This window comes from Kitasatospora sp. NPDC001547, from assembly GCF_042894165.1.
Classification (GTDB): Bacteria; Actinomycetota; Actinomycetes; order Streptomycetales; family Streptomycetaceae; genus Kitasatospora.
Map to the genome: position 1 here is coordinate 38722 of NZ_JBIAVL010000008.1, position 15302 is coordinate 54023.

Annotated in this window: 11 protein-coding genes; 6 read left to right on the top strand and 5 right to left on the bottom strand. The window is 73.9% G+C overall.

Features of this window, described 5'->3' with window-relative positions:
- Position 1: 1 nt before the first annotated feature.
- Positions 2-2098, bottom strand: coding sequence for an amino acid adenylation domain-containing protein (locus ACFY0X_RS16925; protein ID WP_387755009.1), 2097 nt, complete (start codon positions 2096-2098; stop codon positions 2-4).
- Positions 2099-2310: 212 nt separating this feature from the next.
- Between ACFY0X_RS16925 and ACFY0X_RS16930 the strand changes: the two genes are divergently transcribed.
- The 5 genes from ACFY0X_RS16930 to ACFY0X_RS16950 all read left to right on the top strand — a co-directional run bounded on the left by ACFY0X_RS16930 (position 2311) and on the right by ACFY0X_RS16950 (position 7570).
- A complete protein-coding gene (locus ACFY0X_RS16930) occupies positions 2311-3135 on the top strand; it encodes an ABC transporter ATP-binding protein (protein WP_387755012.1) in 825 nt (274 codons plus the stop codon).
- 130 nt (positions 3136-3265) lie between these two features.
- Entirely contained in the window at positions 3266-4411 is a 1146-nt protein-coding gene (gene efeO, locus ACFY0X_RS16935; protein WP_387755015.1) for an iron uptake system protein EfeO, read from the top strand.
- 117 nt (positions 4412-4528) lie between these two features.
- Complete coding sequence (gene efeB / locus ACFY0X_RS16940; protein ID WP_387755017.1) at positions 4529-5830, top strand: iron uptake transporter deferrochelatase/peroxidase subunit; 1302 nt, start codon at positions 4529-4531, stop codon at positions 5828-5830.
- 46 nt (positions 5831-5876) lie between these two features.
- Positions 5877-6731 carry an iron uptake transporter permease EfeU gene (gene efeU / locus ACFY0X_RS16945; protein WP_387755019.1) on the top strand — a complete coding sequence of 285 codons (855 nt, stop codon included), beginning with the start codon at positions 5877-5879 and terminating at the stop codon, positions 6729-6731.
- Between the two features lie 227 nt (positions 6732-6958).
- Entirely contained in the window at positions 6959-7570 is a 612-nt protein-coding gene (locus tag ACFY0X_RS16950) for a DUF4232 domain-containing protein (RefSeq protein ID WP_387755022.1), read from the top strand.
- 113 nt (positions 7571-7683) lie between these two features.
- On the opposite strand, the gene ACFY0X_RS16955 is transcribed toward ACFY0X_RS16950, so the two are convergent.
- The 4 genes from ACFY0X_RS16955 to ACFY0X_RS16970 all read right to left on the bottom strand — a co-directional run bounded on the left by ACFY0X_RS16955 (position 7684) and on the right by ACFY0X_RS16970 (position 14089).
- Positions 7684-10248 (bottom strand): ABC transporter permease, encoded by a 2565-nt coding sequence (locus ACFY0X_RS16955; protein ID WP_387755025.1) that lies wholly within the window; start codon positions 10246-10248, stop codon positions 7684-7686.
- Between the two features lie 56 nt (positions 10249-10304).
- Positions 10305-11075 carry an ABC transporter ATP-binding protein gene (locus tag ACFY0X_RS16960; RefSeq protein WP_387755027.1) on the bottom strand — a complete coding sequence of 257 codons (771 nt, stop codon included), beginning with the start codon at positions 11073-11075 and terminating at the stop codon, positions 10305-10307.
- A gap of 213 nt (positions 11076-11288) precedes the next feature.
- A complete protein-coding gene (locus ACFY0X_RS16965) occupies positions 11289-13406 on the bottom strand; it encodes a restriction endonuclease (RefSeq protein WP_387755029.1) in 2118 nt (705 codons plus the stop codon).
- Between the two features lie 362 nt (positions 13407-13768).
- Positions 13769-14089 (bottom strand): hypothetical protein, encoded by a 321-nt coding sequence (locus ACFY0X_RS16970; protein ID WP_387755032.1) that lies wholly within the window; start codon positions 14087-14089, stop codon positions 13769-13771.
- A gap of 213 nt (positions 14090-14302) precedes the next feature.
- Between ACFY0X_RS16970 and ACFY0X_RS16975 the strand changes: the two genes are divergently transcribed.
- Positions 14303-15238, top strand: a complete 936-nt coding sequence (locus ACFY0X_RS16975; RefSeq protein ID WP_387755034.1) for a DUF2797 domain-containing protein — start codon at positions 14303-14305, stop codon at positions 15236-15238.
- Positions 15239-15302 lie beyond the last annotated feature (64 nt).

A 15302-nucleotide genomic window follows, 5' to 3' on the forward strand; every position in this document is an offset into this window, starting at 1 on the left:
GTCACCTGCCTTTGGACGTACGAGGTTTGCGCAACAGGAAGACCACCAGGACGACCGCCGCCAGCATCAACGGGACGTTGAAGGCGAACACCATGGCCGTCTGGCGCGGCCAGTCCGTCGCCGCTGTGAGCCGGTAGAGGTTGTCCTGCGGCCACCAGGAGACCAGCAGCCAGCCCACCGAGAGGTGGGCGAGCAGCGACAGTCCGAACGACCGGCCCTGGCGCAGCACCGCCGGGAAGCCGAGCACCAGGAAGGCCACCCCGGCGCCGAACGCCAGGTTCTCGCACAGGTACAGCAACCGGAAGCCGGCCCGGTAGCCGGGCGGCACGCCGCCGAGATCGGTCGCGCCGGGGAAGAACACGTCGGTGGTCAGCCAGGCGAACAGCGCCCCGAGGGCCACCAGCAGGGCCGCCGCGCAGCCCAGGGACTCGTCCGCGCCGCCGCCCGCGCCCCCGGCCTTGCCGCCGCTACGGCGCTGACCGCCCTTCGCCCCCGCCGACCCGCCCGGACGCGCGGCGGTGTGCCCCGGCGGGGCGGGCAGCGGCAGCGCCGCGCGGTCCAGCTTGCCCGCCCGGGTGCGCGGCAGCTCGGGCACCGGGACGACGGCGGCGGGCACCGACCGGCCCTGGAGCCGCCTCCCCAGGTACTGGGAGAGCGACCAGCCGTCCGTCCCGTCCCAGCCCGGCTCGGTCACCGCGTAGCCGACCAGCTGCCGCTTGCCCGGTCGGGGCTCCACCTGGACGACGGCCGCCTCGCGGACCCCCGGGTGGCCGCGCAGCACGCCCTCGGCCCGCGCCGCCGCCCGGACCAGCGGGAGCACCGTGCCGACCGGCCGGGGGCCGAGCGGCCCGACCACCGTCGCCGCCCGGGCGGTGAACTCCAGCACGCCGTCGTCCCGCAGCCGCCCGACGTCGCCGGTCAGCAGCACCCGCCCGTCCGGGTCGAAGTCCGCCCGGACGAAGCCGCGGGCGGTGTCCGCGGGCCGGTTCAGGTAGCCGCGGGCCAGGCCGGCGCCGCCGATCGCGATCTCGCCGAACCGCCCGCGCGGCAGCGGCGTGCCCTCCGGCCCCAGCACGTACACCCGGGTGCCGGGGAAGGGCCGGCCGACCAGCGAGACCCGCTCGGCGCCGTCGGCGGCGGCCGTGCCCCGGGCGTCGAACCAGGTGCTGTCCACGGTGGCCTCGGCCAGGCCGTAGACGTTCAGCACCCTGGTCCGCTCGCCGAGCAGCCGCTGCAGGCCCGACTGCTCGTCCAGGTACCACTTCTCGGCGCCCACGGTGAGCAGCCGCACCCCGGGCAGCCCGTCGCCGGTCCGCGCCAGCAGCGCGGTCAGCCGGCGCGCGGTGCGGACGTTCAGCTCCAGGACGGTGATCCGCTCGGCGGCGACCAGGGCGGGCAGCGCGCCGAGGTCGGCGGCGCGGTCCAGGGCGAGGTTGAACGGGGTGACGACCAGGGTGGCGCCGGTGCCGAGGGCGCGGACCCAGTCGGCGGTGAAGACGTCGAACTCCAGGCTCGCGGTCTGCAGGATCCGGTCCTCGGCGGTGAGCCCGTACACCTCGCGCCAGCCCTCGTACGCGGCCAGCAGGTTGCGGTGCTCGATCAGCGCGCCGACGGGCAGGCCGGTGGAGCCGGAGGTGTAGAGGACGCAGGCGAGGTCCGCGGAGGAGGTCTCGGGCGGCTCGAACGGGGCCGTCGCGGGGGCGGCCGCGTCGACGCAGACCAACCGTGCCCCGCCGGCGTCCGCCAGCCGGCCGCGGTGGCGCTTCTCGGTGACCACCACGTCCGGCGCGGCGTCCGCCAGCACGTGCCGCAGCAGCGCGTCCGGCGCGGTCGGCTCCAGCGGTACGAACGCCGCGCCCGCCTTCAGCACGGCCAGCAGCGCCACGTACACCTCGGTGCCCCGGCCCAGGGCGACCACCGCACGGCCGCCCGGGGCCAGGCCCCGCTCCGTCAGCACGGCGGCCAGCCGCCCGGCCCGCTCGTCCAGTTCCCGGTAACCCAGCTCCCGCTCGCCGCAGCGCACGGCCACCGCCTCCGGCGCCCGGCGGGCCCGCAGTTCGACCAGTGCGTGCAGGGTGTCGGCCCGCTCCTCGGTCATCGTCGTCTCCCCCTGTTCCCCTCGGAGGCACGATCCTCCTACCAACTCCCGCCGGGCAACAGGGTCCTGGCGCGTCCATCCCTCGGACGTCCGGGCCCGCCCCCGGGCGACGGTTGTACTCTGCACGCGGACGGACGGCGCCGGCCCGCCCGCCCCGCCCTGCGTGCGGCGCCCCGCCCGCACACCCCGTCCGACGCCGCGATCGGAGCCCCATGCACTCATCCGCCCCCGACGCCGCCGGGCCGCTGCTGCGCACCCGGGACGTCGACGTCGTGCGCGACGGCCGCCACCTGCTGCGCGGGATCACCCTGGAGATCCGCCCCGGCGAGCACTGGGCGCTGCTCGGCCCCAACGGCGCGGGCAAGTCCACCCTGCTCGCGCTGCTCGGCGCGGTCTCCCACCCGACCCGGGGCGAGGTGGACGTGCTCGGCCGCCGGCTCGGCCGGGTGGACGTCCGGGAACTGCGCGCCCACCTCGGGCACGTCAACCCGCGCCACCCGCTGCGCTCGCCGCTGACGGTGCGCGAGGTCGTGCTCACCGGGCACACCAACACCATCGAGCCGGAGTTCCACCGCAAGCCGGCCCCGGAGGCCCTGGAGCGGGCCGAGCTGCTGATCGACACCCTCGGCATGCGCGCGATGGCCGAGGCCGCCTGGACCACGCTGTCCCAGGGCGAGCGCGGCCGGGCCCTGATCGCCCGCGCGCTGATGCCCAGCCCCCGGCTGCTGCTGCTCGACGAGCCCGCCACCGGCCTCGACCTGACCGCCCGCGAACTGCTGCTGGACAGCCTGGACCTGCTGCGCCACCAGCACCCGGAACTGGCCAGCGTGCTGGTCACCCACCACCTGGAGGAGCTGCCGGAGAGCACCACCCACGCCCTGCTGCTGCGCGGCGGCGAGTGCGTCGCGGCCGGGCCGGTGGCGGAGGTGATGACCACGGAGCTGATCAGCGAGACCTTCGGCCACCCGATCCGGATCAGTCGGCACGAGGGCCGCTGGACGGCCCGGGCGGCCGCCCGCCGTACACCGGGAAGGTAACGGTTCCGGGGGTGGGTATGGACTGAAAATCGTCTGTACGTAAGGTATGCCTTAGCTAATGATGGTCGGCTGGCCCGCCAGTCGACCGCACTGCCTCGGCACCCCCATGCCCTTTTCCGTTGGAGCCCGCATGTCCGCCCGTCGCCGTTCCACCGCAGCAGCGCTGCTCACCCTCGCCGTGGCGACCGCAACCCTGGCCGGATGCTCGTCCAAGAAGGACGACAAGGCCGCCTCCGACGCGGTCAAGGTGAACGCGACCGACACCGCCTGCGAGGTCTCCAGGACCAGCTTCCCGGCCGGCCACGTCGTGCTGGACATCAGCAACAAGGGCTCCAAGACCACCGAGGTCTACGTCTACGGCGAGGGCGACAAGATCGTCACCGAGCGGGAGAACATCGGCCCCGGCACCAAGGCCAGCATCAACGCCGAGATCAAGGCCGGCTCGTACGAGATCGCCTGCAAGCCCGGCATGGTCGGCGACGGCATCCGCCAGAAGGTCACCGTCACCGGCGCGGGCGGCAGCGCCGCGCCGACCGACCCGCGCCTGGCCGCCGCCGTCGACTCCTACCGCACGTACGCCCAGGAGCAGGCCGACGCCACCATCCCGGCCGTCGAGGCCTTCGCCGCCGCGATCAAGGCGGGCGACGTGGAGAAGGCCAAGTCGCTGTACGCGCCCTCGCGCACCGGCTGGGAGCGCACCGAGCCGGTCGCCGAGAGCTTCGGCGACGTCGACCCGAAGACCGACACCCGCGAGGACAAGCTGGAGCAGGGCCAGGAGTGGACCGGCTGGCACAAGCTGGAGAAGTCGCTCTGGGCCGACGCGAAGATCGGCGACGACGAGAAGAAGCTCGCCGACCAGCTGGTCGCGGACCTCAAGGACTGGCAGAAGAAGATCCCCGAGGCCGAGATCACCGCGACCAGCATGGCCAACGGTGCCAAGGAGCTGCTGGACGAGGTCGCCACCAACAAGATCACCGGTGAGGAGGACCGCTACAGCCACACCGACCTGGCCGACTTCCAGGCCAACGTCGAGGGCGCGCAGAAGGCCTACGAGCTGCTGAAGCCGGTCGCCTCCGAGAAGGACGCGGAGCTGGCGAAGACGCTGGACTCCGAGTTCACCGCCATCAACACCCTGCTGGCCAAGTACAAGCAGGCCGACGGCTCCTTCACCTCCTACGACAAGGTCACCGAGGCCGAGCGCAAGACCTTCTCCGACGCGGTCAACTCGCTGGGCGAGCCGCTGTCGAAGCTGGCCGCCGCCGTGGTCGTCAAGTAACGGCCGCACCCACCCGCAGCACCACCCCCACCGACGCCGTGGCGGCCCGCGATCCGGCCGCCACGGCCTCCGTGGGTCAGCGCAGAAGACCGGCACAGTAGAAGGGCCCGCCCGCCGATGGACACGGAGCACGAGCAGCAGAACGGGACGCCGGCCACCCCGGACGCCACCGAGAGCAGGGGCGCGGTCAGCCGGCGCGCCGTCATCGGCTGGGCCGGGGCGGGCGTCGCGCTCGGCGCCGCCGCCGTCGGCTCGGTCGCCGCGGCGACCCGCCAGGACGACGCCGTCCCGGTGGCCGCGCCGGTCGGCGCCGAGGTGCCGTTCTACGGGGAGCACCAGGCGGGCATCTCCACCCCGGTCCAGGACCGGCTGCACTTCGCCGCCTTCGACGTCTCCGAGAAGGCCACCCGGGACTCCCTGGTCAAGATGCTCAAGGAGTGGACCAAGGCGGCCGCCGCGATGACCGGCGGGCGCGAGGTCGGCACCGGCGCGGTGCCCGACTCGGCGCAGGCGCCGCCGGACGACACCGGCGAGGCCCTCGGCCTGCCCGCCTCCCGGCTCACCCTGACCATCGGCTTCGGGCCGAGCCTGTTCGAGAAGGACGGCGTGGACCGCTTCGGCCTCCTGGCCAAGCGCCCCGAGGCCCTGATCGACCTGCCGAACTTCAAGGGCGACAAGCTCGACCCGGCCCGCAGCGGCGGCGACCTCTGCGTCCAGGCCTGCGCGGACGACCCGCAGGTCGCCGTGCACGCGATCCGCAACCTGGCCCGGATCGGCATGGGCACCGTCAACATCCGCTGGTCGCAGCTCGGCTTCGGCAAGACCTCCTCGACCACCCCGGACGCGCAGACCCCGCGCAACCTGATGGGGTTCAAGGACGGCACCCACAACATCGCGGGCACCGACACCGCGAAGCTGGCCGACCACGTCTGGGCCGCCCCCGGCGACGGCCCGGAGTGGATGACCGGCGGCTCCTACCTGGTCGCCCGGCGGATCCGGATGCACATCGAGACCTGGGACCGCACCGGGCTCAAGGAGCAGGAGGACGTCTTCGGCCGCACCAAGGGCGAGGGCGCGCCGTACGGCAAGGCCAAGGAGCACGACGCGCCGGACCTCAAGGCGATGCCCGCGGACTCGCACGTCGCGCTCGCCCACCCGGACGCCAACAACGGCCTGATGATCCTGCGCCGCGGCTTCTCCTTCACCGACGGCACCGACGGCCTCGGCCGCCTGGACGCGGGGCTGTTCTTCCTCGCCTACCAGCGCGACACCCGCAAGGCCTTCGTCCCGCTGCAGAACCGCCTGGCGGCGAGCGACAAGCTCAACGAGTACATCCAGCACGTCGGTTCCGCCCACTTCGCCTGCCCCGCGGGCGTGCGCAAGCCGGGGGAGTGGTGGGGCCAGGCCCTCTTCGGCTGATCCCCGCCCGACCCCCTCGTACCACCTCGACACCCCGGGAGCCCGCGTGTTCGGCAACTACCTGATCGGCCTGCGCGAAGGCCTCGAAGCCAGCCTGGTCGTCTGCATCCTGATCGCCTACCTGGTCAAGACCGACCGCAAGGACAAGCTGCCGCCGGTGTGGATCGGCGTCGCCTCGGCCGTGGCGCTCTCCATGGCCTTCGGCGCGGTGCTCCAGTTCGGCTCCTCGCAGCTCACCTTCGAGGCCCAGGAGGCGCTCGGCGGCACCCTGTCGATCGTCTCGGTCGGCCTGGTGACCTGGATGGTGTTCTGGATGCGCCGCACCGCCCGGCACCTGAAGACCGAGCTGCACGGCAAGCTGGACGCGGCGCTCGCGATGGGCACCACGGCCCTGGTGGTCACCTCCTTCCTGGCCGTCGGCCGCGAGGGCCTGGAGACCGCGCTGTTCATCTGGTCGGCCGTGCAGGCCACCGACGACGGCTGGAACCCGCTGGTCGGCGCCGCGCTCGGCCTGCTCACCTCGGTGGTGCTCGGCTGGCTGTTCTACCGGGGCGCGCTGAAGATCAACCTGGCCAAGTTCTTCACCTGGACCGGCGCGATGCTGGTCGTGGTCGCGGCCGGGGTGCTCGCCTACGGCGTGCACGACCTCCAGGAGGCCGGCTGGCTGCCCGGTCTGCACAGCCTGGCCTTCGACATCTCCAGCGCGGTTCCCAAGGACAGCTGGTACGGCACCCTGCTGAAGGGCGTGTTCAACTTCCAGCCGGACCCGACGGTGCTGCAGCTGGTGGTCTGGCTGGCCTACCTGCTGCCCACGCTGGCGGTGTTCTTCAACCTCTTCAACCTCTTCGGCGGCGGCCGGCCCGAGCCGGCTCCGCGGGCGGCCGCCAAGTCGGCCTCCTGACACCCGGATTCGACCCCTCACCGCCCCGCCCGGCAGCCGCCGGGCGGGGCGGTTTTCGTCGAGCCGGCGCCCATTCCCGCCAGTTCCGGCCAGTTCCGGCCGAAACAAGTCAGGAAAGCGACGAAAACGGTCAGCTCTGACAATCTGCAGCCCCAGTGGAACCGTTCCGCCACGGCCTTCGTACTAAGGGTGACAGCTCCATGCCATTACCCACCCATGGGGGGATCATGACCGTTCGCAGGCCTGCCAGGTTAGTCGCCGCCGGTGTCGCCGCCCTCGCGGCGACGGTTCTGCTCACCGCGTGCGACGACGTGAAGTACACGGACGACAAGCCGGGCGACCCGAAGGCGAGCGCCGCCGGGGCCACCGTCCCCGGTGACCCGATGGCCGGCCAGGCGGCCGGTTCGCGGTGCAAGAGCGACGAGGTCACCGCCACCGTGCAGATCAAGGGCGCGGGCTCGGCCATGCTGACGATCAAGAACAAGAGCGACCACAACTGCACCCTGTACGGTTACCCGGGCTTCGGCGGGCTGAAGGCCGACAACAGCGCGGACGCGCTGTCGGCCAACCGCGAGGCGCACCCCGGGCCGGCGGTGCTGACCACTCTGAAGCCCAACAAGTCCGGCTACGCGGGCCTCAAGTGGACCGCCTGCGACAAGGCGGACGCCGGCTGCCACGTGCTCACCGGCCTCCAGGTCACCCTGCCGGACGAGACCGCGCCGGTCACCGCCGAGGTGCTCGGCACCGACGGCAAGCCGGCCGGCCAGCTGCTGGTCTCGGCCGCCGGGCTGACCACCGGCACCTTGCAGCCGAACAACGAGAAGGTCCTGTTCAACTGACGCCGCTCGGCTGACGCCGTTCGACGACGCCTTGCGACCCACGACGCGCCGGAGCCCCCGGGGCGGTTCCTCGAAACCGCCCCGGGGGCTCCCGGCTCCGTCCTCCCGGACCGCTACTGGCTCTTGATCGAGTCCAGGACGTCCAGCTTCGCCGCCCGGTGGGCCGGCCAGAGCGCGGCCAGCAGGCCGATCACGGCGGCGGCGAGCAGGAAGCCGGCGATCTGCACCGGCGGCACCACGGTGGTGATGTCCTTCAGACTGTCCGCCAGCGTGCGCACGCCCGCCCAGGCGACCAGGACGCCGAGGCCGACGCCCACCAGCCCGCCGAACAGCGCGATCAGCAGCGACTCCAGGCGGACCATCCGACGGATGCCGAGCCGGTCCAGGCCGATCGCCCGCAGCATGCCGATCTCCCGGCGGCGCTCGAACACCGACATCGCCATGGTGTTGACCACGCCGAGCACCGCGATGACCACGGACATTCCGAGCAGCCCGTACATCATGTTCAGGATCCCGGTGACCATCTTGCGGTTCTCCGCCTTGATCTCCTTCTCGCCCTTGACCGCGATCAGCGGGTTGCCGCCGGACGCGTCGCGCAGCGCCTGCTTCAGCTCGGGGGTGGCGCCGTTCGTGCCCTTGACCAGGACCTTCTCCAGCCCGGAGCCGGGCTTGGCGTGCGGGCCGACCACGGCCTCCGGGGCGACGATCGAGGCCAGCGCGGTGTTGGCCTCCAGGATGCCGCCGACGGTCAGCGAGCCCTTGACGCCGTCCGGGTAGGTGACGGCGAGGGTGTCGCCGACCTTGTACCCGGCCTGCTCGGCGCGGCCCGAACTGACCAGGAGCCTGCCCTGCCGGAGGGCGTCCGCGGAGCCTTCGGTGACCTTGACGGTGGCCAGCTGGTCGATGGTCGCGGCGTCCACCGCGGTGATCCACTCGCTGTCGTCCTCGTTCGGCCCGGTCCGGACGGACATGCTGCGCTCGGCGCTCACCACGCCGACGCCGGGCGCCTTGGCGATCTGGGTGGCGATCTCGGGGGAGAGCGGGGAGAAGTTCTGCATCGCGACCGTGTAGTCGGCCTTGAGGTCGGTCGCGGCGGCCTTGTCCACCGCCTCGTTCACCGAGGCGCCGATCACGGTCAGCGAGGTGATCAGGGTGACCCCGATGGTCAGCGCCGAGGCCGTGGCGGCGGTGCGGCGCGGGTTGCGGATCGCGTTCTCCTCGGCCAGCTTGCCCGGGGCGCCGTACAGGGTGCGCAGCAGCGGGGCGATCAGGGCGATCAGTGGTCGGGACAGCAGCGGGGTCAGCACGAACACGCCGATCAGCAGCGCGCCGGCGCCGACGCCGACCAGCTTGACCTCCTTGCCGCCCACGCCGGCCGCCAGCGCGGCGAGGCCGGCCAGGGAGAACAGCAGGCCGATGGTGTTGCGGACCAGTAGGCCCTTCTGGGTGGCGGGCTGCTCGGCCGAGCTCATCGCCGCCACCGGGGCGATCCGGGAGGCCCGGCGGGCGGGCAGCCAGGCGGCCAGTACCGTGACCAGCACGCCGACCGCGAGCGCGGCGACCACCGTGCCCGGCGCGACGATCAGCGGGCCGTCCGGCAGGTTCGCGTCCATCGGGCCGTTGAGCAGCGACTTGAGCCCGACGGCGATGCCGATGCCCGCCAGCAGGCCGGTCACCGACGCGGTCAGGCCGACCAGCAGCGCCTCGACCAGTACCGAGCGGGTGATCTGGCGGCGGGTGGCGCCGACGGCGCGCAGCAGGGCCAGCTCCTTGGTGCGCTGGGCGACCAGCATGGTGAAGGTGTTGGCGATGATGAAGACGCCGACGAACAGCGCGATGCCGGCGAAGGCCATCAGGAAGGTGGTCAGGAAGGTGGTGCCCTTCCTGATCATCTCGTCCTGCTCGTCGGCGAGTTCGCGGCCGGTCCTGGCCTCGATGGAGTCGCCCTGCGGGACGGCCTGCCTGACGGCGGTGAGCAGCGCGGCGTCGTCGGTGCCCGGCCGGGCCTTGACGTCCAGCTCGGCGAAGCGGCCCGGGCTCAGGTAGAGCCGCTGGGCGGTGGCGGTGTCGAAGGCGGCCAGCGAGCCGCCGGCCACCACGCGCGGGTCGTTGGTGTGCACGGTGCCGGTGAGCTTCAGCTGCATCACCGGGCCGTTGACGGCGACCCGGACGGTGTCGCCGACCTGGTAGCCGCCCTTGGCGGCGGTCCTGGCGTCCAGCGCGATCTCGGTGGCGTCCTTCGGGCCGCGGCCCTCGACCAGCGGGTAGCGCGGGTCGGTGCCGTCGGCGCCCGGCACGTAGTTGGTGCCGGTGGTGGAGAAGCCGTTGCCGATCAGCGCGCCCTTCCGGTCGGCGATGCCGGCGAAGCCGCTGACCACGCCGCGGACCTCGGCGGCGCCGGACAGCGCGGCGACCTTGGCACGGGTCTCCTCGGTGAGGGTCGGGCTGTCGACGGCCCGGTCTCCGTGGTCGTAGCCGAAGCCGGCGGCCTCGCGGTCGCTGACCGTCACGGCGATGTCGGTGTAGCTCTTGGAGTTCTGGGTCCGGAGCGCGTTGCCGACGGTGTCGGAGAAGACCAGCGTGCCGGCCACGAAGGCGGTGCCGAGCATGACGGCCAGTACCGTCATCAGCAGTCGGGCCTTGTGGGCGAGCACATTGCGCAGTGCGGTGCGGAACATGGGGGAGCGTCAGTCCTGGGGTACTCGGGGACGGGTGGCGTTTCGGGGCCGGGTCCTCAGCTGGTGCGGCCCTTGGCGTCGAAGCGGCGCATGCGGTCCAGGACGGTGTCGGCGGTGGGGTTGTGGAGTTCGTCGACGATCCGGCCGTCGGCGAGGAAGACGACGCGGTCGGCGTAGGAGGCGGCGACCGGGTCGTGGGTCACCATGACGACGGTCTGGCCGAGTTCGCGCACGGAGTTGCGCAGGAAGGAGAGGATCTCGGCGCCGGAGCGGGAGTCGAGGTTCCCGGTGGGCTCGTCGGCGAAGATGATGTCGGGCTTGCCGGCCAGGGCGCGGGCGCAGGCGACGCGCTGCTGCTGGCCGCCGGAGAGCTGCGAGGGGCGGTGGCCGAGGCGGCCGGAGAGGCCGACGGTGTCGACGACGCGGTCCAGCCAGGGCTTGTCGACCTTGCGGCCGGCGATGTCCATCGGGAGCGTGATGTTCTCCAGGGCCGTCAGGGTGGGGAGCAGGTTGAAGGCCTGGAAGATGAAGCCGATGTGGTCGCGGCGCAGCTGGGTGAGCTGCTTGTCCTTGAGGCCGACGAGCTCGGTGTCGCCGATGGTGGAGGAGCCGGAGGTGACGGTGTCGAGGCCGGCCATGCAGTGCATCAGGGTGGACTTGCCGGAGCCGGAGGGGCCCATGATGGCGGTGAACTCGCCCTGGGGGAAGACCACGCTGACGTTGTCGAGGGCGACGACGCGGGTCTCTCCCTCCCCGTAGACCTTGTTCAGGCCGGTGGCTCGGGCGGCCGCCCGGCCGGTGCGGACGGCGGTTGCGGGGAATGTCACGTGGACTCCTGGAACGAACTAACGGAATGTTCAACTCCGTTCCATCATCCCAAGCTGTTCGGACGCGATGCGTATGCCGCGCGGCTGGTCGGCCCCCGCCGACCCGGCGGGGCGGCGGGGGCTCTCTCCTCCTCAGGTATGACCCGAACCCTGAGGTCCAAGGTCCCGGGCCGCTCCTGGACGAGTCCCGGACCGGTCCAGGGCCGGGGCCGTCTACTCGACCGCCACGCCGAAGGCCGCCGCCAGCCCGGCCAGGCCGTCGCCCACCGTCCGCCCGGACGGGCTGAACTCCCAGCCGCCGGCCGCCCGGCGGAAGGCCCCGAGCAGCATCGCGCTGTCCGGCACCCCGCCCGTCGGGCCCGTCCAGGCGGCCGGACCGTCCGCCCCCGGCCCGTACGCGGCGGCGAGGGCCAGCCCGTGCACGTAGCCGAGCGGCAGCGCCGGATGCTCCTCCTCGGTGGAGACCGCGACCACCACCTCCTCGACGGCGGCCGGCAGCCGGTGCAGGTCCAGGGCCAGCCGGGCCGCCCGGGTCGGCTCGCCCGGCACCGACCGGGTCGGATGCAGCCGGACGGCGCCGTCCGGGTCCTGCGGGCTGTTGAAGAACACGAAGTGCTCGTCGCTCAGCACCCGGCCGCCGGCGCCGCACAGGAAGGCGGTCACGTCCAGCTCCACCGCCTCCCCGCCGGCCGTCCGGCTCCGCCAGCTCACCGTCAGGGCGGTCCCGCCCGACTCCGCGGGCGCCTCGGCCGCGGCCGGGGCGGCGGCGGAGCCCCCGCCGAGCCGGCCGCGCAGGCCCTGCTCCGCGAGCAGCGCGACCAGCTCCGGGCCGCTCACCAGGGTCAGCGGCTTGCCCTCGATGTAGCTGTACGAGCCTCGGCCGAAGCCCGCGGTGGTGACCAGGATGCCCTTGATGGCGCCGTGGTGGCGGACGGTGGACTCCAGGTCCCGCACCGCCGTCGGCGGGACGGTCTTCTTGTAGCGCTTCGCCTGGATCACGATCCGGCCGCCGGTCACCGGGTCCAGGTCCTCGGCCACCACGTCCACCCCGACGTCGCCGCTGCGGGCCGTGGTCATCACCTTGAAGCCGCGCAGCCGGAACAGCTCGGCGATCAGGTCCTCGAACTCCAGCGGGTCCATCTCGAACAGGTCCGGCTCGTCCTCGCCGCCGTGCCCGGCCATGCTCCCGCCGACGCTCTCCGGCCGCCGGTCCGGCCGCACCTCGTCCAGCCGCTCCGGGCGCGCCGACAGCCGGCCGCCCAGGCCCTGGAAGCACTCCACCGGCGCCACCCGGTCCAGCGCCAGCGCGGCGAAACCGGCCCGGGTCGCGGTCAGGGTGGAGACGAAGCGATCGGCCTCCCGGCCGGTCGCCGGGTCGATGCCGAGCACGAAGCCGTTCAGCACCACCGAGTCCAGCAGCCCGTCCCGGTCCGCCCGGAACAGCTCCGCCGCCACCCGCAGCGCCGACTGCGCCAGCACCTCCCGGTACAGCGCCTTGCGCTCCGTCGCCGGCCGGGCCACCTCGGCCTCGCGGTCGTCCGACTTCACGTACCGCACCCGGGCGGCGGCCGGCACCACGTCCGGCCCGGGCAGCTCCCAGTCCACCACCAGCTGGCGGCTCCCGGCGTCGAACGCCGCCACCAGCCGGTGCGGGAAGCCCTCCGGCCAGGCCGCCGAGGCGTACAGGCCGGCCGTGAAGTACTCCTGCACCGCCTCCGGCTCACCCGCCCGCAGCCGGCGCAGCAACTCCTCGGTCCGGGCGGCCAGCTCCTCCTGCTGCCGGCGGGACCGCTCGACGTGCGTCAGGTACTCCTGGTGGTACGCGGCCAGCCGGTGCTGCCGGTCGGCCTCCCGGGCCTGCGCGGCGTACCAGTCCTGCTCGAACCGGGCCCGGGCCTGGGCCAGGTACCGCTCGTACTGCTGCCGCACCCCCGGGTTGCGGGCCTGGACCGGGTCCGGCGGCGGCACGAAGTACCGCGCCTCGGACTGGTCCGGCATCGGCACCGGCTCGCCCAGCGGGCCCGGGTCGAACGACGGCACCGCCCGCGGCGCCAGCAGGGCCTGCGGACCGAACGCCGGCGCGGCCAGCCCGGCGGCCAGCAGCCCCCTCAACTCCTCCACCCGGGCGTCCAGTTCGGCCGTCCGCCGGGCCGCCTCCGCCTCCCGCGACTGCTGGTAGGCGCGCTGCGCCTCGCGCTCGCCGCGGACCGCCGCCTTCTGCGCCTCGCGCTGCTCCCGCTCCCGGCGGCGCTGCTCCGCCGCCTCGGCGCGCCACCGGGCCTCCTCCCGGCGCTGCTGCTGTCGCTGCGCCTCCGCCCAGATCGCCAGCACCCCGCTGCTCCGCCGCCCCGACACCGTCCGCCCACCCCATTCGCCTCGCGCCGACCGCGGCCGCGCGGCAGCGCCTCCCGGGCGCACCGCCGACCGCGCCCGCCACAATAGAACGTGAACACCCCGCCCGGCCAAGCGCCGGTGACCTGCGGGCCCTTCCGGCGGCGGGCGGCCCCGGTCGCGGTGCACCTGACGGCCTGTCGGGGAGGGGGCCGGGGCGGAGAGCAGACGTGGGCCCGCCCGGCGAAGCTCGCCGGACGGGCCCACGATCTCCCGTGCAGTGCCGTCGCGCACCCGGCCGGAGAGCCGGGCTGTCGCGGGACCGGCGCCGCGGGGTCGGCGCCGCGGATCAGTGCCGCGGGTCAGGAGGAGACGGCGTCGGCCTTCTGGATGGTCGCCCCGAGGTCGCACCAGGTGGTCGAGGTGCCGCCGGACTCGACGCGGTTGCCGTAGTGGGTGTAGTTGCCGTAGCCCGGCTTGTAGCAGACGATCCGGCCGGTGAAGGCCGAGCCGACGCACCGGATCGAGGCGCCGGCGTGGCCGCCGCTGCCGGTGAAGTAGGACGGCGCGTTGCAGCTCAGTGCGGTGGTGGTGGCCGACGCGGGCGCGGCGGCCAGGACCAGGCCGGAGCCGGCGAGGGCGATGGAGCCGGCGGCGGCCGCGACACGCTGGAGGATGCGCATGGTGGTTCCCTTCCCGAAGCGGATCGTTCGTGGGGAGTGCACTGGGAAGGACGCTAACCGGATGAATTGACGTGGTCACGTCGACTCGATCATTCGTCGAGCGCCGCTCCACCGGGCCCGGCCGCCGACCGGCGCGGGCGGCCTCCGCCGGCGGCCCTGCGCCCTGTCGGTGCCACCGGGTAGTCTCGACCGCTACCGACGGCAAGGAGCGACGTGACGATCCCCCCGCAGCAGCAGGCCGCCCCGGGCGGCTGGATCTCCACCGGGCTGAGCTGGCGGGACGGCCGCGCCGTGCTCGGGGCCGCGCGCGGCGCCCAGGTGCACGAGCGCGCCGTGACGCCCGGGGCGGAGGTCGGCTGGCTGCTGGGCGGCCCGCGCCGCTGCGTCGGGGCCTGGCTCGCCGGGGCGACGGAGCGCACGCCCTGCCCGCACCACGCGGTGGTCGACCCCGGCGGCGGCGCGACGCAGTGCCCGGCCTGCCAGAGCGTGGACCGCGGCCTCGCCCTCGCCCGGGACCAGATCCTCGACGACGGCCGCACCTACCTGCTCTACCTCGCCTGGTTCGGCGAGGGCCTGCTCAAGGTCGGCCTGACCGCCGAGCAGCGCGGCGACAGCCGGCTGCTCGAACAGGGCGCGCTGGCCTACGCGTTCACCGCCCGCGGCGCCCTGCCGGCGATCCGGCGCGCCGAACTCACCGTCGCCGCCTCGGGCCTGGCCCGCGAGCGGTTCAAGTCCCGGCTCAAGACCGAGCACTGGTGGTCGCACGGCGACGCCGAGCACCGCCGTACGGTGCTCGGCGAGGCCCGCGCCCAGGCGCACCGGCTGCTGGACGGCCACGCCCTGGAGCTGCTCGCCGACCGCCCGGTGGTCGACCACGTCGAGCGCTACGGCCTGGCGGGCGGCGCCCCGGAGGCGTACCGGGAGATCGCCGCACTGGCCGACGGCGCGGTGGTCGCGGGCCGGCTGCGGCCGCCGGTGGGCCGGCACCTCTTCCTCGACCAGGCGGACGGCTCCGGCCCGCTGCTGCTGGACACCCGGCTGCTCACCGGCTGGACGCTCAGCCCGGTCACCGGCCGCGGGTCCGAGGGCCTGACGCTGCACGAACGACTGCGTCCGCCGGAGCCGGACACCCAGGAGGCGCTGTTCTGACGTCCGGAGGCACTGCGGCCACGGTGGTCGCGCCAGAAACCCGCGAGGGGAACGCCTCCTCGCC